Origin of the sequence: Gorillibacterium timonense, assembly GCF_001457415.1 — a bacterium.
Classification (GTDB): Bacteria; Bacillota; Bacilli; order Paenibacillales; family NBRC-103111; genus Gorillibacterium; species Gorillibacterium timonense.
In genome coordinates this window covers 1,979,282-1,998,613 of record NZ_LN881724.1, presented here as the reverse complement: position 1 = coordinate 1,998,613, position 19,332 = coordinate 1,979,282, and the positions used below count along the sequence as shown (strand labels likewise).

At 46.3% G+C, this 19,332-nt stretch carries 21 protein-coding genes and 1 pseudogene; 10 read left to right on the top strand and 12 right to left on the bottom strand.

Features of this window, described 5'->3' with window-relative positions; all coding sequences use genetic code 11:
- Positions 1–6 precede the first annotated feature (6 nt).
- Positions 7–1,455, bottom strand: coding sequence for a cardiolipin synthase (gene cls, locus BN2684_RS21845; protein ID WP_058304193.1), 1,449 nt, complete (start codon positions 1,453–1,455; stop codon positions 7–9).
- A 259-nt stretch (positions 1,456–1,714) separates the two neighbouring features.
- On the opposite strand from cls, the gene BN2684_RS21840 reads away from it, so the two are divergent.
- The 5 genes from BN2684_RS21840 to BN2684_RS21825 all read left to right on the top strand — a co-directional run bounded on the left by BN2684_RS21840 (position 1,715) and on the right by BN2684_RS21825 (position 6,235).
- A complete protein-coding gene (locus BN2684_RS21840) occupies positions 1,715–2,734 on the top strand; it encodes an aminoglycoside phosphotransferase family protein (RefSeq protein ID WP_058304680.1) in 1,020 nt (339 codons plus the stop codon).
- Positions 2,735–2,786: 52 nt separating this feature from the next.
- The gene (locus BN2684_RS21835) at positions 2,787–3,284 is read left to right on the top strand and encodes an AAA family ATPase (RefSeq protein ID WP_108722238.1); all 498 of its coding nucleotides are present in this window, start codon (positions 2,787–2,789) and stop codon (positions 3,282–3,284) included.
- 50 nt (positions 3,285–3,334) lie between these two features.
- Positions 3,335–3,493, top strand: a complete 159-nt coding sequence (locus BN2684_RS25450) for a YdeI/OmpD-associated family protein (RefSeq protein WP_082652121.1) — start codon at positions 3,335–3,337, stop codon at positions 3,491–3,493.
- 26 nt (positions 3,494–3,519) lie between these two features.
- Positions 3,520–4,797: a serine hydrolase domain-containing protein gene (locus tag BN2684_RS21830; RefSeq protein ID WP_058304192.1), complete on the top strand. Its 1,278-nt coding sequence runs from the start codon at positions 3,520–3,522 to the stop codon at positions 4,795–4,797.
- Between the two features lie 586 nt (positions 4,798–5,383).
- On the top strand, positions 5,384–6,235 hold the full coding sequence (locus tag BN2684_RS21825) for an aldo/keto reductase (protein ID WP_058304191.1): 852 nt from the start codon (positions 5,384–5,386) through the stop codon (positions 6,233–6,235).
- A 33-nt stretch (positions 6,236–6,268) separates the two neighbouring features.
- On the opposite strand, the gene BN2684_RS21820 is transcribed toward BN2684_RS21825, so the two are convergent.
- Positions 6,269–7,015 carry a flavodoxin gene (locus BN2684_RS21820; RefSeq protein WP_058304190.1) on the bottom strand — a complete coding sequence of 249 codons (747 nt, stop codon included), beginning with the start codon at positions 7,013–7,015 and terminating at the stop codon, positions 6,269–6,271.
- 35 nt (positions 7,016–7,050) lie between these two features.
- Positions 7,051–8,238 (bottom strand): MFS transporter, encoded by a 1,188-nt coding sequence (locus BN2684_RS21815; protein WP_234340298.1) that lies wholly within the window; start codon positions 8,236–8,238, stop codon positions 7,051–7,053.
- A gap of 289 nt (positions 8,239–8,527) precedes the next feature.
- Between BN2684_RS21815 and BN2684_RS21810 the strand changes: the two genes are divergently transcribed.
- Complete coding sequence (locus BN2684_RS21810; RefSeq protein WP_316245528.1) at positions 8,528–9,319, top strand: AraC family transcriptional regulator; 792 nt, start codon at positions 8,528–8,530, stop codon at positions 9,317–9,319.
- A 90-nt stretch (positions 9,320–9,409) separates the two neighbouring features.
- On the opposite strand, the gene BN2684_RS21805 is transcribed toward BN2684_RS21810, so the two are convergent.
- From BN2684_RS21805 to BN2684_RS21770, 8 genes are all read right to left on the bottom strand, one after another.
- The gene (locus BN2684_RS21805; protein ID WP_058304188.1) at positions 9,410–10,486 is read right to left on the bottom strand and encodes an alkene reductase; all 1,077 of its coding nucleotides are present in this window, start codon (positions 10,484–10,486) and stop codon (positions 9,410–9,412) included.
- Between the two features lie 24 nt (positions 10,487–10,510).
- Entirely contained in the window at positions 10,511–11,209 is a 699-nt protein-coding gene (locus BN2684_RS21800; RefSeq protein WP_058304187.1) for an SDR family oxidoreductase, read from the bottom strand.
- Positions 11,210–11,330: 121 nt separating this feature from the next.
- Positions 11,331–11,909: a TetR/AcrR family transcriptional regulator gene (locus BN2684_RS21795; RefSeq protein ID WP_058304186.1), complete on the bottom strand. Its 579-nt coding sequence runs from the start codon at positions 11,907–11,909 to the stop codon at positions 11,331–11,333.
- A gap of 121 nt (positions 11,910–12,030) precedes the next feature.
- The gene (locus BN2684_RS21790; protein WP_058304185.1) at positions 12,031–13,065 is read right to left on the bottom strand and encodes a zinc-binding dehydrogenase; all 1,035 of its coding nucleotides are present in this window, start codon (positions 13,063–13,065) and stop codon (positions 12,031–12,033) included.
- A gap of 72 nt (positions 13,066–13,137) precedes the next feature.
- On the bottom strand, positions 13,138–13,995 hold the full coding sequence (locus BN2684_RS21785) for an aldo/keto reductase (protein ID WP_058304184.1): 858 nt from the start codon (positions 13,993–13,995) through the stop codon (positions 13,138–13,140).
- A 44-nt stretch (positions 13,996–14,039) separates the two neighbouring features.
- Entirely contained in the window at positions 14,040–15,020 is a 981-nt protein-coding gene (locus tag BN2684_RS21780) for an aldo/keto reductase (RefSeq protein WP_058304183.1), read from the bottom strand.
- Positions 15,021–15,052: 32 nt separating this feature from the next.
- Complete coding sequence (locus tag BN2684_RS21775) at positions 15,053–15,448, bottom strand: cupin domain-containing protein (RefSeq protein WP_058304182.1); 396 nt, start codon at positions 15,446–15,448, stop codon at positions 15,053–15,055.
- A 38-nt stretch (positions 15,449–15,486) separates the two neighbouring features.
- Positions 15,487–16,257 (bottom strand): carboxymuconolactone decarboxylase family protein, encoded by a 771-nt coding sequence (locus tag BN2684_RS21770; RefSeq protein ID WP_058304181.1) that lies wholly within the window; start codon positions 16,255–16,257, stop codon positions 15,487–15,489.
- A 316-nt stretch (positions 16,258–16,573) separates the two neighbouring features.
- On the opposite strand from BN2684_RS21770, the gene BN2684_RS21765 reads away from it, so the two are divergent.
- The 4 genes and pseudogenes from BN2684_RS21765 to BN2684_RS25125 form a co-directional block, all read left to right on the top strand.
- Positions 16,574–17,122 carry a TetR/AcrR family transcriptional regulator gene (locus BN2684_RS21765; RefSeq protein ID WP_058304180.1) on the top strand — a complete coding sequence of 183 codons (549 nt, stop codon included), beginning with the start codon at positions 16,574–16,576 and terminating at the stop codon, positions 17,120–17,122.
- Between the two features lie 108 nt (positions 17,123–17,230).
- Positions 17,231–17,680 (top strand): MarR family winged helix-turn-helix transcriptional regulator, encoded by a 450-nt coding sequence (locus BN2684_RS21760; RefSeq protein WP_058304179.1) that lies wholly within the window; start codon positions 17,231–17,233, stop codon positions 17,678–17,680.
- A 101-nt stretch (positions 17,681–17,781) separates the two neighbouring features.
- Positions 17,782–18,588: an arsenite methyltransferase gene (locus BN2684_RS21755; RefSeq protein ID WP_058304178.1), complete on the top strand. Its 807-nt coding sequence runs from the start codon at positions 17,782–17,784 to the stop codon at positions 18,586–18,588.
- A gap of 4 nt (positions 18,589–18,592) precedes the next feature.
- A pseudogene (locus tag BN2684_RS25125) lies at positions 18,593–18,685 on the top strand (arsinothricin resistance N-acetyltransferase ArsN1 family A); the annotation flags it as partial.
- Positions 18,686–18,906: 221 nt separating this feature from the next.
- Here BN2684_RS25125 and arsC read toward each other — a convergent pair.
- Positions 18,907–19,332, bottom strand: a complete 426-nt coding sequence (gene arsC, locus BN2684_RS21750; RefSeq protein ID WP_187385793.1) for an arsenate reductase (thioredoxin) — start codon at positions 19,330–19,332, stop codon at positions 18,907–18,909.

The following is a 19,332-nucleotide window of genomic DNA, read 5'->3' as shown; positions in this document are numbered from 1 at the left end:
GAAAGCTTAGAGAATGGGGGAGAGTAGGCGGCTGACCGATTCCTTGATTTTGACCCATTTCGGACGGTGGATATATTGGTCCAGCGTGAGCAGGCGGGACATCTCGATATCCTCCTGAAAGCTGCGGATGAGCTTCTTCGATAATTCCTCGTCATATACGAACGCATTGACCTCAAAATTGAGGCGGAAGCTGCGGACATCGATGTTAGCTGTCCCAACCGAAGCCACTTCCTCGTCGACGACAAGGGTTTTCGCATGAATGAAGCCATTCTCGTACAGATAGACGCGCGCTCCCGCTTTGAGCATCTCTCCGACATAGGAGAGCGTCGCCCAATGCACAAAGGGATGATCCGGTTTGTCGGGGATCATCAGCGTCACGTCCAGACCCGATAGAGCCGCGATGCGCAGGGCATCCATCATGCTGGCATCCGGAATGAAATACGGCGTTTGAATGTAGATGGAGCGCTTCGCAGACGAGATCATCTTGATATACCCGTCCTTGATCACCTCCCAGACCGAATCGGGACCGCTGGTAACAATCTGGACTCCGGCGCTCCCTTGCTCAAGCTGGCCTGGAAGCAGCTGCGGAAAGAAATTGAATGTCCGAGACGGCGCCGCTTGATTCCAGTCCAGCATGAACCGGCAATGCATGAAGAAAACCGAAGGACCTTGAATACGAAGATGAGTATCGCGCCAATAGCCGAATTTCGGATCAAGCCCCAAGTATTCTTCGCCGACATTGAACCCGCCGACATAGCCGATCCGTCCGTCCAGAATGACGAGCTTTCGGTGATTTCGGTAATTCAGCCGGGTGTTGATCAAACGCAATTTGGATGGGAAGAAGGCTTGGGCTTGTCCGCCCGCTTCCCGAAACTCACGGAAAAACGCTTTATTCAAGCGGCGTGAACCGAGTTCATCGTACAGCACCCGGACACATACGCCTTCCCTGGCTTTCTGGGTGAGCAGATCGATCAGCTTTTCCCCGAGCCAGTCCTTCTGGAAGATATAATATTGAACATGAATGTATTCGGTCGCATTGTTAATGTCCTTAAATAGCTGATCGAATTTGTCATGCCCGTCTGTAAACAGGTCGATCTTGTTCGTTTCCGATAAAATGGCATGGTTATTGTTCAAGAACATGTAGATGAGGTCCCGATTATGGAACGAGGAGGGGTTATGGAACCGATAATCGCCGGTGCGAATTTCATCCAATTGAGCGACAACGGCTTCCTCGAGCATAAGCTTTTGCCGGCTGTCCCAATGGAAGAGGGGAACCCTGCGGAAGTTTTGAGCGAACAAAGCATACAACACAAACCCTAAGATCGGGATAAAATACAAGACGAGCAGCCACGCCCATGTGGAGCCTGCGTCCTTACGCTCCTGGAAGATGACGACAAGAGCAAAGAGCATATTCAATACAAGAATAAATCCGAGGAAAAATGCGGTCAGATTCATGGCGGGAAGAGTGACTCCTTTAGTGTGATGAGTGTCGTGGAATGCTTTATTATACCTCCATCAGGGGGGAGAGAGAAAGCAGGATTAAAATGTAGACATAACAAATGTTATGTTAACTAGTGAAAGTCGATATCAAACAGTTTTCATAATGATGGAAAAAATGATTATAACCGTAACCTTCATTGACACGTTGTGGCCAAGAGCTCTACTGTTAGATTTGAAGCGACTTCATGGAATCAGGATGAAAGAAGGGTATAACTTGAGTAACTTATCCTACCAATTGAATTTTGAAAAACTATGCATGATGGTAGAGCTTGGCGAGCTGGTTGGTGCGCCAGTAGCGTTAACCGGCGGCCTCTTGCATAAAATGTTTGCTATCCAAACAACTCAAGGGAAATATGCCATAAAAGCGTTAAATCCTCAAATCATGTGTAGGCCAACAGCTATGCATAACTTTATCCATTCCGAAAACATTGCAGCTGCTGCAGCAAAAAACGTCTCAGCACATCCCGCAAAACGATTTAACAATACAGCTGTGCAGCAGGTAGACCATCAATATTTTCTCGTGTTCGATTGGGTAGAGGGGAGAAGTCTGAAACCCAATGAAATCACTACGGTTCACTGCGAAATCATGGGTGATCTTCTAGCGGATATCCATAGGACGGATTTCACAGATCTGGCAAATACGAAAGATGAACTTCTTGTTGAAGCGCAGCCAACCGATTGGAATTCTTATTTGCAACAAGGGCTAGCGAATCATTCGGAGTGGGCTAGTTCGATGCAAGAAACAATCGAACAGCTTTACGATTGGAATAGGAAAGCGATTCATGCTGGACTGCTGCTTGGGTCAAACACCGTTATCAGCCATCGAGATTTAGATTCTAAGAATGTGATGTGGAACCAAAACAATCCTATACTCATTGACTGGGAAGCAGCCGGATCTATAAATCCAATGCAAGACTTACTTGAAACCGCTATCTATTGGTCAGAAGATGAAACAGGCAGCTTAGACAAAATGAGACTTTCCGCTTTTCTATCGGGATATAAAAAGAAGCAAGGACCCGTTCAAGCGGATTGGAAGACGGTAGTAGAGAATGGGTTTATGGGGAAATTAGGTTGGCTGGAATATAGCTTAAAGCGGTCCTTACGAATCGAATGCACAGACGAGAATGAACAGCAGGTGGGAACAGAACAAGTTATCGCAACAATCGATTCCATAAAACGATATGCGAGTATGGTGACTGAACTAGAGCAGTGGCTAAATGACGAATGCAGATGAGAAGATACTCGTCATAATAATTTCATCTAATACGATTTCAGGGAGATAACGAATGGAGAAGAAGTTGCCGTTATTTATTGTGACAGGAGCCAGCGGATCCGGAAAATCATTTGTCATTAGCGAACTAAGGAGAATCATGCCTGAATTTGATATTTTCGAGTATGATAACCTAATCGAATTCATTGGGTTTGATTGGGAGAAGATGAGGAATATTTGGCTTCGAGTTGCACGAAATATTGCTTCTAGCGGACGAATGACCATCATTTGCGGAACTTTGATGCCGTGGGATCTTGAAGAGTGTGTGGATTATCATAGTTTTAAACATGTTTATTATCTGAATCTTCATTGTGATGATGAAACGAGAGAATTACGATTACGGCAAAGAAATTGGTCCGAAGAAATGATTCAAGAACATCTAAGTTTCGCCAAATGGTTGATTGAAAATGCTGATAAAGCTTACAAACCGCCAATGCCGATAGTCGACACGGCTAATCATGACGTTAGTGAGGTTGCAATTCAAATCAAGGAATGGATTCAACAATACATTTAAATAGAATGGATCACTGCACAACAGCGTGAAGTAATATAAAACTTCGAACTTTGTGTAGAAACCTTGAAGATCACGATATTCTGGATACATTTCAAAGTCAACCTGATTACATGAAGCGAGAACAGATCAATTATATTGAACTTGCAAAGAAGGAAGAAACAAAGAATAACCGAATTCTAGCTTTGATTCGTAAACTAAAAGATAACTAGATCCAGGTGCAGAGGAGGACCTTGTCGTGCAGTGCCCCAACTACTTTGAACAGTTAAAAACGGCTATTCCGTTGTTAATGGATGAGCACAACTTACCTGGATTATCCATCGCTTTTGTAAGGAACGAGGAAATTATATTTTCGGATGCTTATGGTTATTGTGATTTGACGAAAGGATCGCCGATCACGCCAAACACGCAATTCAGTGTGCAATCAATATCAAAAACGTATACGGCGTTTGGGTTTATGTTGGCTATTCAAGACGGTAAAGTATCATTGGATGATGCTTTAAAGAAACATGTTCCAGCCTTTGCAGTAAAGAGTAAAGACGGGCAAGATTATTCATCGGAGATTACATTTCGTCATCTGCTGAAGCACCGATCCGGTCTGGCTCATGAGGCACCCGTTGGTAATAACTTTGTTTATGGTGCATTTGATGAACATATTAGCAGCATCAACAATACTTATCTGCGATTTAAGCCGGATGAACAATATTCTTATTCAAATCTGGGCATTGACCTTGTTGCCTATGCATTGGAAAAGATTTATGATATGCCGTTTGACGAATACATGAAGGAAAAAGTATTTATTCCCCTTGAGATGACCAGCAGCACCTTTAGCCAAAGCGAATTTCTTGTACATATGGATAGTGCGTTTGGTCACGACAAGACTTCCTTGCCGAAACATCCCATATCGATGCTGGGAGCGGGAGGGATGTATTCCTGCGTTAACGATATGGCTCATTTTGTAACATGCTTCCTTAATCAAGGTGAATATAATGGCCGGAAAATCATGAACAACGAGATCCTTCGGTCCATGTACAACGAGTATCCAATATCCGATTCATGGACCTATCATCTTGGAATGGAGATCGGCTTATGGAAGAAAAGGCCGCTGCTTAACCATAATGGTGGCGGTTTTGGCTTTTATGCAACACAAGATATTTTGCCCGAGAGCGGCTTGGGCGCTGTATCTTTAACCAACTCTGTGAATCATCCAAACATTCAGCTTAGCATGGTTCGGAATACGTGGACTGACATTTTTGAAATGCAAGATCTAGGGCTTGAAGATTGTAAGCCTCTTAATGAAGCAGATGTCCAATATGTCGGAATATATGAAGCCGCCTACAATGGCGGTTCTTGGAAGCTGGCTGTGTATCCTCGAAACGGAAAATTATATTGCAACAATCAAGAGTTAATCGGCCATGAACCTGGAGTGTTTTTCACTCAGGCGAATGATTGCATCCAATTTGAGAATGATAAGATGACATACAATTATATTTCATTAAAAAAGCAGAAGAACTGAGCGCAAATTCGTTAGTTTAAGGAAGAAGCATGAAGTTGATATATGAGTCATAGTCGCAGCGATTCGACTATACATGTTCGCAAAACCCGTATTTTATACATATGTGTATACGGCTTTCTCGCGACCTGATCTCAGACATTTTGGGATCAGGCCGTTTTTGGAACCTTTGCCCCCATTTGTTACTTCCAGTTTTGAGGTTCGATTTTCATGGATCAACGAAATCTACTTCGCAATGAACTCGAAGCCATTATTACGGCTTCTGGCTCCGTGATCGGAACGCATACATTTTAGTTGCGGCAGTTCACGAACATCGGAATGCGCTCCCGAAAGCTCAAGACTCGTAACGATCTGCTTTTACCGACCTATCGCGTTCAAGTCGAACGCATGATCGCCGAACTTGATTTAGCCATAGCCTCTTCTTCCCGCAGAGTCTCACGGATAGCCCGGACATCACTTAGGAGAATTAGGCAAGTATACGGCATGAATGATATACCGATTCTCCTATCATCTGGATCATAATAAGCATGTGGTGGATAGATATTCAGCATTTGAGAAACAATAGATCAAAACATATGGAGGGTTTGCTGTGCGAAAAGTAATCTTAAACAACGGTGTGGAGATGCCAGTACTTGGTTTTGGTGTGTTTCAAATTGCCGATCAAAGTCAGTGTGAACAAAGCGTGTATAACGCGATATCTACAGGTTATCGGCTGATTGATACAGCTGCATCCTATTTAAATGAAGAAGCCGTCGGCAGAGCAATTAAACGTGGCGGTGTAGCAAGGGATGAGTTATTTATCACTACGAAGCTTTGGGTTCAGGATACAGGTTATGAGAAAACCAAAAGAGCGGTTGAAAAATCACTAAACCGGCTACAATTGGATTATCTAGATTTGTATTTAATCCATCAGCCGTTTGGTGATGTATATGGCTCTTGGCGCGCGATGGAGGAGTTGTATCGGGAAGGTAAAATCCGGGCAATTGGAGTAAGTAATTTTCATATGGATCGTTTGATTGATTTCATTATTCACAACGATGTTGTTCCTGCCGTAAACCAGATTGAAACGCATCCGTTCAATCAACAAATTGAAAGTGCTGCCTTCATGAAGGAGAACAAGGTCCAGATCGAGTCCTGGGCGCCATTTGCTGAAGGGAAAAATAACCTGTTCCAGAATGAACTGTTGACTGCCATAGCTGAAAAGTATAATAAATCTGTTGCTCAGGTCGTTCTGCGCTGGTTGATTCAAAGAGATGTTGTCGTGATTCCCAAGTCTATCCGTAAAGAGCGAATGGTTGAAAACTTTACTATCTTCGACTTTGAACTGAGCCAGGAAGATATGGACTTGATTACTGTATTAGATACGAAGCAGAGTCTCTTCTTCTCCCATCGCGATCCTGAAATGGTTAAGTCTCTTTCTAACCGCAAATTGGATATCTGACAAACGTAAGAGATAACGACAAGAGCAGAATGCTTACTTTGCATCTGCTCTTGTTTCGTTCCTAATTTCACGCAGCCACGCGGATACGGCTTCTTCTGCGTTTGAGACTTTAGTACGTTCTATTTCAAAGCCATCTAGGACAGCTGCCCCAGGGACAAGCTCTCTAATGGCTGAAACAGTCTGCCCCGGTCCATACCCCGCATGCGTGCAAAAAGGGATGATGGTTTTACCCGAAAAATCATATTCGGACAAAAACGATACGAGTGGCGCAGGGAGACTCATTCCCCATATAGGATATCCCAGGTACACGACATCGTAGTCATCCATTTTATTTACTTTCGTTTTTAGCGACGGCTTGTCCCCTGCCCTTCTTTCTTCCGTCGCCTGCTTCACCGTTGATTGATAATCCTCCGGATAAGGTTCTACAGTTTCAATCCGGAATAGATCGCCGCCCACTGCTGCCTGCACCATACCGGCAATCACTTCTGTAGTTCCAGCTTTGCTTGTATCACCGACTCTCAAGCTTGCCCCGGATACCGCATCTGCATCTTCGGAAGAGGAGATAGATCCTACTTTGGTGAAATAAACGATGAGAGCTTTACCGGGTCCACGGTCAGTCTGCCCATCATCTACTGGCTTGCATACAGGTGGAACAGGAAGTGTGCTTTGGCTGGCCGCGATATTCGGCAGTTCTTCGGTACGGTTGTCATCACATGCTGCAAGCAGTGTCATTGATAACACAAGAATCAAAAGTAAAGGGATTGTTGTGCTTTTTTTCAAAAGTGTCGCCTCCTACGCTGTTTTCTACTTGGAAATTAACCTTTCGAGTTTACAGCAGAACGGCTCCGGCTTAGCGATAGAACTGCGATAATGGCAGCAAGCACTACCGAAATGACACTGATCCAAGGAATCGCCATGATTGAAAAACTTCTAATCGCTATCCCCCCTATTCCCGCTCCTGCAGCAAAGCCCATCTGTACGAACGAGCTGTTTAAACTTAGAACAATACTGGAAGCCTCAGGGGCAAGCGAAACAAGTTTAAAATTCTGGGTTGGACCGAACGTCCAGACGGATATTTCCCAAACCACAAGGAACACTATAGTGACGATTATCCATCCAGAAACGGTGGATTGCAGCACCAAGGCAAGCGCTTGAATAGCCATCGAACAGAAAAGTGTACGAGTAACACCAATACGATCCGCCAGGAAGCCGCCTAATCTGGAACCTATTAAGCTGCCTATTCCTAATGTTAGGAGGATGACACTCATCCTGCTTTCCATCGTTGGCATATCTGCAGCGAGAAAGGGTGTAATATAGGTATCTACCACTGAAAAGCCGACAAATACAAAGAAAGTCACACCCAAGGTGATTGCAATCTGCGGCTGCTTCAGGAAAGAGAGCCGCCGGGATAACGGCACAGAAGCTTCCCCTTCCATCGCTGGAATAACTTTCGCCACGAAAAAGACCGCCAGTAGGCATAATAAACCTATGCCCCAGAATATGGCCTGCCAAGTATAGGAGGCTGCGATGATACGGCCGATTGGAACTCCGAACACAAGTGAGGAGCTGAATCCCATTGCCACATTGGACATCGCAGAGCCTTGTCGTCCGGGAGCGGCTAGCTTTGAGGCCAGCGAATAGGCTGTAACTACGAAAATTCCGGTCCCGAGTCCAAGAACAACACGAGATGCCATCAATAGGATAAAGCCCGGAAGCGTAAGTGTTGAAGCAATTCCGAGCAAAATGATAATAAGCGCCATTACTAATTGCTTGCGTTGGTTCATCTTCGCTGTGGCTATCATTACGATAGGGGTTCCAATCGCATTACTGAGTGCGAATGCAGTGATCAGCTGACCTGCAGTGGATACGGATACTCCGGCGGACGCAGCTATTTTATCAAGCATCCCTACAATACAGAATTGCGTCGTTCCTACCAAGAAACTGATTAAGGCGAGCATGTATATTTTCCAGTTATTATTCATTTCCTTGATTGATCCTCTCATTATGATTTTGTCCTATCATCTAATTATGTACGAAAAAGCAAATAACCGTTATCCTGATCGTACTAAATGATTGCCTATTCCTGTCATATCGATAACGATACGGATCATTTTTGTTTATAATCGAGAAAAGATAACGGGAGGAATAACATCATGTCTGAGGCAATCCTTCATCAGCAAAAAAAATGGCAAAGCTCATTCAGCAATTTTCACCTAAAGATGGTGTGTTTGAGACCGCTATTCCCAATCTATTTATCTCCAATACTCCGAAGTATCTGAACCTGCGTACAGGGTGTATAAGCCTTCTTATTGCGTAATTGCCCAAGGGGTTAAAGAGGTGCTCTTGGCGGAGGAACGATTTGAATATGGATCAACTGATTATTTGATTGCTTCTATGAATTTGCCTGTCGTTGGCCAAATTATTAGAGCTTCAACCGAGGTCCCTTATCTGAGCATTAAATTAGAATTTACCAATGATCAGATAGTAGAGGTGATTAACGAGGCTAATGTTCAAATAGTGCCGAATGATAATACAAAGCGTGCCCTGTTTGTAGGGCAAATGGAGCATTCCTTGATGGATGCGACGCTAAGACTTATCGAATTGCTTACCCGACCAGAAGACATTCCGTTCCTTGCTCCACTAATTACAAAGGAGATTTTGTATACCCTTTTGAAGGGGCCTTATGGTGTTGCGCTGGGTCAAATCGCCATGATCGGCAGCAATACTTATCGGATTAGAGAAGCAATTGATTACATGAGTACAAATTTCGATCAATCCATACGTGTTGAAGAGCTAGCCGAAACAGCGAGTATGAGTCTCTCCTCTTTCCACCGTAATTTTAAGGAAGTAACGGGTATGAGTCCTATTCAATTTCAAAAGCAATTGAGGTTGCAGGAGGCACGGCGTTTATTGCTTACCGAATCTGCGGAAGCTGCTGAAGTTGCTTTCCGAGTCGGTTATGAGAGCGCCTCCCAATTCAGCCGTGAATATTCCCGTATGTTTGGTTCACCGCCCAGATCTGACATGAAACAATTAAAGGAAAGGTATGACCCGGCTAAAAGTATCGTTTTCTTGGGGGACTAAACTTTCCCGAGCGAATGATTTCCAGGTAGTGATATTAACAAATCATAAAGGATCCGCTCTGAGAGCGGACCCTTTATGATTTGTTTACCCTTATGGTTGTTCTAATTCCTTCATCGTCGGATAGTCTGTATACCCTTTGCTTCCATGACCAAAGTACAAACTAGCTCGGTCTGCTTCATTTAATGGATAACCGGATTGAAGACGTTCGACGAAATCAGGATTGGCTAATGACCATACCCCGACAGGCACCACATCGGCAAGGCCATTATCCAGATCGACGCAAAGGTCGTCAAGTGCCCGCCCAGCCCGATTGACCAATAACGAATTGGGCCATAACGAACGGATTTCCCGGAGCAGAGCGTCATTGCCGAGATGCATGACATGAAGGTAAGCCAGATCGAATTGGGCTATTTGTTTGATCAGATAACGATACACTTCAAAGCCTTGCTCTCCTTCATCAATTCCTCCGAGCGTTGTCCCTGGAGAGATTCGGAAGCCCGTTCGATCGGCCCCGATCTCTTCGACGACAGCTTTAACTACCTCAATCGCGAAGCGAGCTCGATTTATCGCGGATCCGCCATAGGCATCCGTTCGTCTATTCGAATTTTCGCTGATAAATTGATTGATGAGATAACCGTTGGCCCCGTGAATTTCGACTCCGTCCGAACCTGATTCGATCGCTGCCGCTGCTGCCCGGCGGAAGTCATCGATCGTCGTACGAATGTCTGCCTCGGTTAACTCGCGCGGAATGGGGATCTTTTGCATCCCTTTGGCCGTAAACATCTGCGCAGCGGGTGCGACAGCCGATGGAGCTACGGGCTGACGATGATGCGGTGTATTGTCTGGATGGGACATGCGCCCGGCGTGCATAAGTTGGATATACACATACCCACCAGCCTGGTGAATTGCATCTGTCACCTTTCTCCATCCTTCAATATGCTTGTCCGTATAGATTCCGGGCGAACCTAAGTACCCTTGGCCATCATCGGAAGGCTGCGTGCCTTCTGTAATAAGCAACCCCATGGATGCTCTCTGTGCATAATACAAGGAGCTTAATTCTCCCGGTGTACCGTCGCCTTGCGCACGACTGCGAGTCATTGGCGCCATCGCCAACCGATGGGGCAATTCCATTCTTCCAACCGTTGTTTTACTCCATATCTTTTCCATTGACAAACTCCTCTCTATTTGAGCTTAAGCAAAATGTGGGTAAATCGCTGCGACTCCGCCGGTCAACGCATTTTTTATCTTGCGGCTCGTGTCGTCGGCAATAATCTCATAGCTCCCGGAAGCTATGCCATCGATAGCGATTTTGGCAATTTCCGCAGGGTTGGACTTGGGAGCATTCACCCCCGTTGTCATGTCTGTCTCCATATAGCCAACATGCAGGCCGGCTACTCGAATGTTTTGAGGATGCAGACTGATGCGCAGATCGTTCGTTAGCGCCCACTCTGCCGATTTCGCGGAGGAAAAAGCTCCAATAGTACCCGTACTTACCCATGATAACGCGGAGAGAATGTTTAGAATGGCCCCTCCCCCGTTATTTGCAAGGATGGGCGCAAAGCTTCGAACCATGGAAAGGGTGCCGAAGAAGTGCGTATTCATCTCCAAATGGATTTGATTGAGGTCACCGTCAAGCAAAGAAGCGCCTGTAGACGATCCGGCATTGTTGATGAGAATCGTCACATCCTTCGCGACTTCAGCAGCTTCCGATACTTCCTGAGGGTTGGTAATATCGAGCCTGACAGGTATAGCTCCCGGAATGTCAACGGACTCCGGATTTCGTGCCGCGGCGTACACCTTAGCTCCTCGGGATAGAAGTTCAAGAGCCAGATGACGACCAAAACCTCGGTTCGCGCCAGTAACGAAAGCCACTTGCTCGGAAATGTTCATTTTATTGATCTCCTTTATCGTTTGTAGTAGATATGGGGGGAGGATAATCAAAAATGTCGAGCGCTCCCTTTATTGAGAATGATCATTCTAGAATGGGTGAAAAAAACTCGCACCAGAAAGATCAAACCTCCAAAAATTCCATTGAAGTATTGGCTATCCGGCGAAGTTTTTCTTCGGAGATCGAGGTACGGGCCATAACCCTTAACCCAACCCACACATTATGCAGATATTCTGCCAGTTCCTCAGCATCTTTATCAAGGGTGAATTCTCCATTTCGCTGCCCCCAAACAATGATTTCTTTGAGCAGCTGCTCTGCTAGGGTGAACGATCTTGTGGACTTCGAATCAACATCGGCATCGCGCGCTGCCAATTCCACCGCAGAATTTACCATTAGGCAGCCGGGTGGGGTTTCCTCGTCTTCGAGAATCATAAAGCTAAAGATGATCTGCAGAGCTTGTTTAGCCGACTTGGATCGCTTAATTTCTCCTGTAAGCGCAGCGCTGACTTTATCGCCATAACGATCCATGGCTTTGAGAAACAGCGAATGCTTATCGCCAAACGTGTCATACAAGCTTCTACGATGGATTCCCATGTGATCGGTCAGATCGGACATGGATGTCTTCTCGTAGCCCTGTTCCCAGAACAGCCTCATCGCTTTCTCCAATACTTCGTTCTCTTCAAATTCCTTGCTCCTCGCCATTCCCTTTCCCTCCCGTCCATACTATAACATATCGGGAACGATCGGTAAAGAATAAAAGGAGATGTACCACTACCCATTAATGGCTTGTGGTACATCTCCTGGTTTATGGCTTCAGCACTTGTTAAGGCCTGATTAACACTTTGAGTGCTTCCCGATTGTCCATGGCGCGATAGCCCTCCGGAACGCCGTCCAGATCGACTGTTACGTCAAAGACTCGGCCCGGTTCAAGGCTTCCGTCAAGAATGTCCGGCAGCAATTCATCCATGTAGGCGCGTGTTGGCGCCGGTCCTCCCGTGAGTGTGATATTGCGCCCGAACAGACTTGCAAAACCGACGGGAGCATTCTCATACTGCGGCACGCCAACGCGGCTGATCACCCCGCCCGCCCGGACAGCTCCAAGACTCATTTCATAAGCTGGCATCAGCCCGACACATTCGAGGACCACATGTGTCCCTTCCCCATTCGTCAGCTCCCGGACCTTCGCGATTCCTTCTTCTCCGCGTTCCGGAACAACATGGGTTGCGCCAAATTCAATGCCAAGATCGGTCCGTTTCTTATGACGGCCCATCAGAATGATTTTCCTCGCGCCGAGCTTCTTCGCTGACAGGACGGCGAGTAGGCCGACAGCTCCATCGCCGATAACGGTTACCGTCGTATTCTCGTTCACTCCGCCCTTCACCGCCGCGTGATAGCCGGTGCCATAGACGTCTGACAAGGTTAGCAGGGATGGCAGCAAGGGAGAATTCTCATCGATTTCATCAGGCAGTTTAAACATGCTCCCCTGTGCTTGAGGAATTCGAACATATTCGGCTTGGCAGCCCGACATAAAGCTTCCGTGGATGCAGGACGTCATAAGTCCTTCTTTACAAAAGGGGCAGGTGTTATCTCCGACGGCAAAAGGCACGATGACCAAATCGCCTTTGGTAAACCCAGAAACCTCCGAGCCCATTTCTTCGATTCGTCCGATCACTTCATGGCCCATCGCTTCGCCTTCGCCATGCTCATGGGCGTGCATGTTGTGATAAGGATGCAGGTCGCTTCCGCAAATACAGGCGGCAACCACCTTCAGAATCGCATCGGTCGGTTCCTGCAATTGTGGTACGGGGATTTCCTCCACGCGAACATCGCCTGCAGCATACATAATATTGGCCTTCATTCTTTGTTTCCACCTCTTCATCGAATTTACTGTACAGGACAGCATCTTGCTTGTTTTCATGCCCGAGGAGCTTTATTCCAGCCCTTTTTTGGCGTAATCCGTTAAAAACTCAACCGTTTGCGGATCATAGTGAGAGAAAAATGCACTTTCTCCCGTATCCAGCGAGGTTAGTTTCACCATATCTTCTGCCGTCAGTTCGAAATCAAACACGTTGAAGTTTTCTTCCATACGCGTTTTGTTTACTGTCTTTGGAATAACAACCACGCCACTCTGAATCAAGAAGCGTAAAGCAACTTGGGCTGTCGATTTCTGAACCTTGTCTCCAATTTCTTTGAGGGTCGCGTTCGTAAACAAATCGTTTCTTCCTTCGGCGAAAGGCCCCCAGGATTCAATCTGGGTGTTATATTTCTTCATAATTTCATTCGCCTTCACTTGCTGGTTGAAGACATGGGTTTCTACCTGGTTGACGGCCGGCACCACTTCGCTGAATTGAACAAGGTCGATGTATCGGTCCGGGTAGAAGTTGCTGACGCCGATCGCCTTGATTGTCCCCGCCTTGTAGAGCTCCTCCATCGCACGGTAAGTGCCATAGTAGTCATTGAAGGGCTGATGGATAAGAACCAAGTCCAAGTAATCAAGCTGAAGCTTTCTCAAGGATTCCTCAAGAGATGCTTTCGCCTTGTCATAGCCCGCATTCGAAATCCAAACCTTCGTGGTGATGAAGAAATCCTCTCTAGGTATTCCGCTTTCCTTAACCGCACGGCCAACGGCTTCTTCATTCCGATAAGCTTGCGCAGTATCAATGGAACGGTAACCGACACTTATCGCATCCCGCACACATCGTTCGCATTCTGCCGGATCCGGAATCTGGTAAACCCCATAGCCCAGAATGGGCATCTTTACTCCGTTATTTAACGTTACATATTCCATTTGTTGTTCCTCCTCCTTGCTTGTTATAGCCATTCATCTCTGCCTTACTGAGCTCCCACTACCCGATGCGGGACATACGGTTCTTCCAGGAAAGCAACCTCTTCCGGGGTTAGCTTCACCGCAAGAGCGCCTACCGCATCCTCCAGCTGCGCTAGTTTCGTTACGCCGACAATGGGGGCGGCAACCGATTCTTTTTGCAGAAGCCAGGCAAGCGCGATATGGACGTGGGATACGCCACGCTCCTTAGCGATGGACGCCACGCGCTCCACGATTACCCGATCCACATCGGCGGTCGCATCGTACTTGGATTTTTGAATATAGTCGGTTTCGGACCGATGGGTGGTTTCCGACCAGTCGCGGATCAGTCTTCCCGATGCCAGCGGGCTGTAAGGAGTGACCGCAATGTTCTGGTCCTTGCATAGCGGCATCATCTCCCGCTCCTCTTCCCGGTACATGAGGTTCAGGTGATTTTGCATGGAGACAAAACGCGTCCAGCCCCTATTCTCCGCCACATGCTGAGCTTTCTGAAATTGCCAAGCATACATAGCCGAAGCGCCGATGTAGCGAGCCTTTCCGGACTTCACCACATCGTGTAGAGCTTCCATGGTTTCTTCAATGGGTGTGTTGTAATCCCAGCGATGGATGATGTAAAGATCCACATAATCGGTGCCCAATCGCTTTAAGCTTTTGTCGATTTCACTCAGGATGGCCTTTCGAGAAAGCCCCGCTCCATTGGGGCCTTGATGCATGCGTCCCCATACCTTTGTTGCCAGGACAATCTCATCGCGATTGGCGTAGTCCTTGAGCGCCCGTCCTGTGATTTCTTCGCTAGTCCCTCCCGCATAGATGTTGGCTGTATCAAAGAAATTGATGCCGAGCTCAAGGGCTCTTTTGATCACAGTACGGCTCTGTTCCTCATCCAACACCCATTGATGCCATTCCGGTAGCGCCTCTCCGAAGCTCATGCACCCGAGGCAGATTCGGGAGACGTCCATTCCGGTATTGCCAAATTTGATGTATTCCATTCGTAAGACCTCCGTTTTCGAAGTTCAAGATATTAGAGCTGATCAAACCATTTATCCTCGACGGCTTCAAACCATTCGGTATCCCCTGGCGTCATGGCCAGATGGACAAACCAGCTGTCTTTGGTCGCGCCATGCCAGTGTTTCACGTTAGGAGGAATGTTGATTACATCACCGGTTTGGAGCAGGCGAGCTGGCTTGTCTTCTTCCTGATACCAGCCCTTGCCGCCTGTAACCAACAGAACTTGTCCCGCCCGATGAGCATGCCAGTTATTTCGTGCCCCTGGAGCAAAGGTTACGTTTCCGATTGCCGTATTCAGAGGAGCCGGATCCGTAAACACCATCTGTAGGTAGGCGTCGCCTGTAAAGTTGACGATAACCTTTTCTCCCAACGGAAAAATGGTGCTCTTACTAAGATGTTCATTTTCCATGGTGGATCCCTTCTTTCATTCAAATTTAATTGTTCCGCTTATTCTCCTGCGGGAAAATCCGTAGAAGCTACCTCATTCACACAGCGCAGAGCATTCAAACTGCGCGGATAACCAATGAAAGGCAGGCATTGGGAGATCACCTTAATCAGGAACAACTTATCGTTTCCAAGCCTCATATTGGCTGCGGCATGGCTGATCAACTGTGGCTCGCATCCGCCCTGGGCCAATAGAAAGCAGAAGGTTATCATCTCTCTGTCCTTATAATCGAGACCTTTTCGCGTATAGAAATCCCCGAAGCAGTTAGCGGCGAGCCAACGATTGATGTGCCGGCTCTCCTCCGGGCCTGATTGCCAGAAATCCCGCATGCCATCTCCAAAAATGTCCACCTGCGCCTGATTTCCCGCCTCCAAGCGGTTATCCAAGGTCGTTGTTGCTTGACCTGGCAAAGGCAGCTCCACCCCTCGTGCGATCAAGATCTCATTTATAGCATGCAGAAAAGGAACCACTCTTCCGATGCCAAGATAAGGAACGGACTGATAAACCACTTCTTTAGCTTCAACAGGCGTAACGCCAAAGTTCAGTGCTACCGGAAGCATGGCTTTAAACTCATCTATGCTTTGACTGCCGACCAGAACGGACAAAATAGCCATCATGCGGGTACGATCATCCAGGTCGTCCTGATTGACGACCTCATCAAATGCGAAGTTGTCAAATCGTTCAATGAATTCCGGATCCGTCTCCAACAGCTTGGATGGATAGCCCGGAAACAATCGTTCATGGTACTTTTTCGCTGCTTCGGTTATTTCCATTGCTTGCCCCTCCAGTCGATTCAATAAAACTGGCTTATCGCTTGCCGGACTTGGCCAGTTATCGCTGCATCCCGTTTGGCAACATTATTTTTAAGCACAATTATTATAATGTGCACATGTCTATTATTATAATCCGATTAAAGTTGTTGCCTATTGTTAATTCGAAGCGATTTGTACAGTAATGGATAGATTCTAGAAAATTGTTCATTATTATTGTATTGATAAGATAATAAACGTTTGTTTATAATTATAAGCAAGTTCATAATAGAACAATGATCCGTTACTAATGACGACATAAGAAAGTTCGGTGAGCGAGATGTCGAAAGTGGACAGAAGAATTCTCAAAACACAAGAAGCCTTGAAAACGGCCGTGATTGAACTCATGGCCGAGAAAAATTTCGATGATATTACCATTCAAGATCTCTCGGATAAAGCAAATGTGAGCCGAGGAACGATCTATCTCCATTACATGGATAAATACGACTTGCTGGACAAATTGATCGAGACTCATATCCAAGAGCTTCGGGTGCGATGCGAAGCAGCAGCTGATTTGGATTTTGTAACGGGTTCGGTGGTTTGGACGGAATATTTTGAGGATAATTACACCTTTTTCGCCACGATGCTAGCAAGCAAGGGAGCCCCTTTCTTCCGCAATCGATTTCTGGATTTTCTCGTTGAAGAGTTTCAAAATGAAGTGGATAACACCAAGGGCAAGAACGAAGGATTAAATAAAGATCTTGTCGTTCATTTTGTTGCATCCTCGTATGTAGGCATAGTCGAATGGTGGTTTACGAACGAGAGGCCCGTCTCTTATCAAGTGTTAGCCGAACAATTGGGTACCTTGTTGGAAAGAATCTGCGAGTAATCCAATCAAAAGCATGATTCTCCAAACTAAGCTTTGACGTTCTCACGCGATAAATACTTGCATAATGCAAATAAAGATGGTATAACTTTCCTGTGAGGTGAAGTTCGAATGGATAACAAACGCGAGTTGTTTCAAATCATGACCCGTCGATTCGGCCTGCTCAATAAGAATTGCTGCACGATAGGCGGCTGTGACATCTCCCCTATCCAAAGCCATATTCTTTATGAAGTAGATCGACAGCATAAACCCTCCATGCAGCAAATTGCCAACACGTTAGGTACAGATATCACAACCTTCAGTCGGCAAATTCAAGCTTTGATCAAGATGAATTTGTTAAATAAGACACCCGATCCCTCGGATCGCCGAGTCTACACCTTGTCTTTAACACCTGAAGGGAAATATGTCGCTACTACGATTGATAAGCAAATGAATGATTACCTGGATGAAGCCTTTTCGTATATGAGCTTAGCGGATCAAGAAATGGTCCTTCGTTCGATTCATCTGCTTAATGAGGCTATGGCGAAGTCTGATAAGTGTTGTCGGCCAATAATGGGCTGACCTCATTTCACCTAATACTTGCAAAGTACAATTAATTGAAAGGAGGTTCTGTTTGCTGCTCTGTGCAACCTTACTGGTAAAAAAAATGAGGAGGGAATTCCATGACCCCGCTATCCCATGATCAAATTCGACATAATGTCCGTGGCCGTTACCGTCAAATTGCCCTGCAAGAAAGCCAAGGAAGCACATGCTGCCAAAGCCCTGCGTGTTGTGATCAAGGTAAAGATGCGAATCTTGTATCCGAGCAACTCGGTTATTCGCAAGATGATTTCTCTTCCGTTCCAGTTGGGGCGAATCTGGGCCTCGGTTGCGGCAATCCTCAAGCTATTGCAGAAATTAAGCTCGGTGAGACGGTATTGGATTTGGGCAGTGGAGGTGGATTTGATTGCTTCCTGGCTTCTCGTCAAGTTGGTGTTGAAGGAAAGGTGATTGGAGTTGATATGACACCGGAAATGATCAGCCGGGCGCGTAGTAACGCTACGAAAGGCCATTTCATCAACACCGAATTTCGCCTTGGTGAAATCGAACAGTTGCCTGTGGCCGATCAAACCGTGGATGCCATCATCTCCAATTGCGTAGTCAATCTTTCACCGGATAAGCAGCAAGTGTTTCTTGAAGCGTTCCGTGTCCTCCGGCCGGGTGGGCGGTTAGCCATCGCGGATGTTGTTGTTACGGCTGAGCTTCCTCCTGCTATTCGAGATGATATTGATGCGCTTTATTCGGGCTGTATTTCGGGCGCTTCTTCCATTCAAGAGCTCGAAAGGCTGTTGAAGAAGAGCGGTTTTACTGCTATTTCAATTGAGCCTAAGGATAGCTCCAAGAGCTTTATTAAAGAATGGCTGCCAGGCTCTGATCTCGACCAATTCCTTGTCTCCGCCGTCATTAAAGCAATAAAGCCAACCCTTTGAACATAAAGCTGGGTACCGAGAGGTTGATGTTTTTGAAAAGCAAGGAATACTGAAAGGGCAATTTATTGATGTGATGGCTATGGAAAAGATATTGTGATCCTTATAAACAGGGAACGCAGAGAAACCGAGTAGTCTCTTCTGGGGACCACCGGTTTCTTTGCGTTCAAGGGCTTATTTCTTATAAATGTTATGCAAAGCTTCCCATTGAGCCGGTTTCACATGACCATCTCCTGCAAATCATTCGCACCGCCCATAAATATGCTTTCGTTCACTAATGCATGGTAGGAATGACTCATGATGATCCCCTTTGCTTCGAAGTTACTTGTCTTCTCCCACAAACGCTTCAATTCTTGCCTTCACTGCATCCCGCACTTCCCGGAATTTCTCCATGATTTCATCTTCGGTTCCTGTTGCTTTGGCGGGGTCGTCAAATCCCCAATGCCATTTCACCACGTTCTTGTTGGAGATCACCGGACAATGTTCATCCGCATGGCCGCATAAGGTAATCACATAATCCGCTTTGTTCAAAATTTCAGGATCGATCACCTTGGATGTATGCGTGCTGATATCTACACCCGCGTCATGCATGACTTGAACGGCTCGAGGATTCAAGCCATGAGCCTCCAAACCGGCGCTTTTAACGATATACTTCTCTCCTCCAAGGGCCTGCAGAAATCCATCTGCCATTTGGCTGCGGCAGGAGTTTCCTGTGCAAAGAAAATAAACCAGCTTTTTGTTGTCCAT

Coding starts and splice junctions, on each gene's coding strand:
- BN2684_RS21770 (WP_058304181.1), bottom strand. CDS start 16,257: ATGGAAATAACCGAAGCAGCGAAAAAGTACCATGAACGATTGTTTCCG.
- BN2684_RS21760 (WP_058304179.1), top strand. CDS start 17,231: ATGGATAACAAACGCGAGTTGTTTCAAATCATGACCCGTCGATTCGGC.
- cls (WP_058304193.1), bottom strand. CDS start 1,455: ATGAATCTGACCGCATTTTTCCTCGGATTTATTCTTGTATTGAATATG.
- arsC (WP_187385793.1), bottom strand. CDS start 19,332: ATGGACAACAAAAAGCTGGTTTATTTTCTTTGCACAGGAAACTCCTGC.
- BN2684_RS21775 (WP_058304182.1), bottom strand. CDS start 15,448: ATGGAAAATGAACATCTTAGTAAGAGCACCATTTTTCCGTTGGGAGAA.
- BN2684_RS21815 (WP_234340298.1), bottom strand. CDS start 8,238: ATGAGAGGATCAATCAAGGAAATGAATAATAACTGGAAAATATACATG.
- BN2684_RS21800 (WP_058304187.1), bottom strand. CDS start 11,209: ATGAACATTTCCGAGCAAGTGGCTTTCGTTACTGGCGCGAACCGAGGT.
- BN2684_RS21805 (WP_058304188.1), bottom strand. CDS start 10,486: ATGGAAAAGATATGGAGTAAAACAACGGTTGGAAGAATGGAATTGCCC.
- BN2684_RS21835 (WP_108722238.1), top strand. CDS start 2,787: ATGGAGAAGAAGTTGCCGTTATTTATTGTGACAGGAGCCAGCGGATCC.
- BN2684_RS21785 (WP_058304184.1), bottom strand. CDS start 13,995: ATGGAATATGTAACGTTAAATAACGGAGTAAAGATGCCCATTCTGGGC.
- BN2684_RS21790 (WP_058304185.1), bottom strand. CDS start 13,065: ATGAAGGCCAATATTATGTATGCTGCAGGCGATGTTCGCGTGGAGGAA.
- BN2684_RS21780 (WP_058304183.1), bottom strand. CDS start 15,020: ATGGAATACATCAAATTTGGCAATACCGGAATGGACGTCTCCCGAATC.
- BN2684_RS21755 (WP_058304178.1), top strand. CDS start 17,782: ATGACCCCGCTATCCCATGATCAAATTCGACATAATGTCCGTGGCCGT.
- BN2684_RS21795 (WP_058304186.1), bottom strand. CDS start 11,909: ATGGCGAGGAGCAAGGAATTTGAAGAGAACGAAGTATTGGAGAAAGCG.
- BN2684_RS21765 (WP_058304180.1), top strand. CDS start 16,574: ATGTCGAAAGTGGACAGAAGAATTCTCAAAACACAAGAAGCCTTGAAA.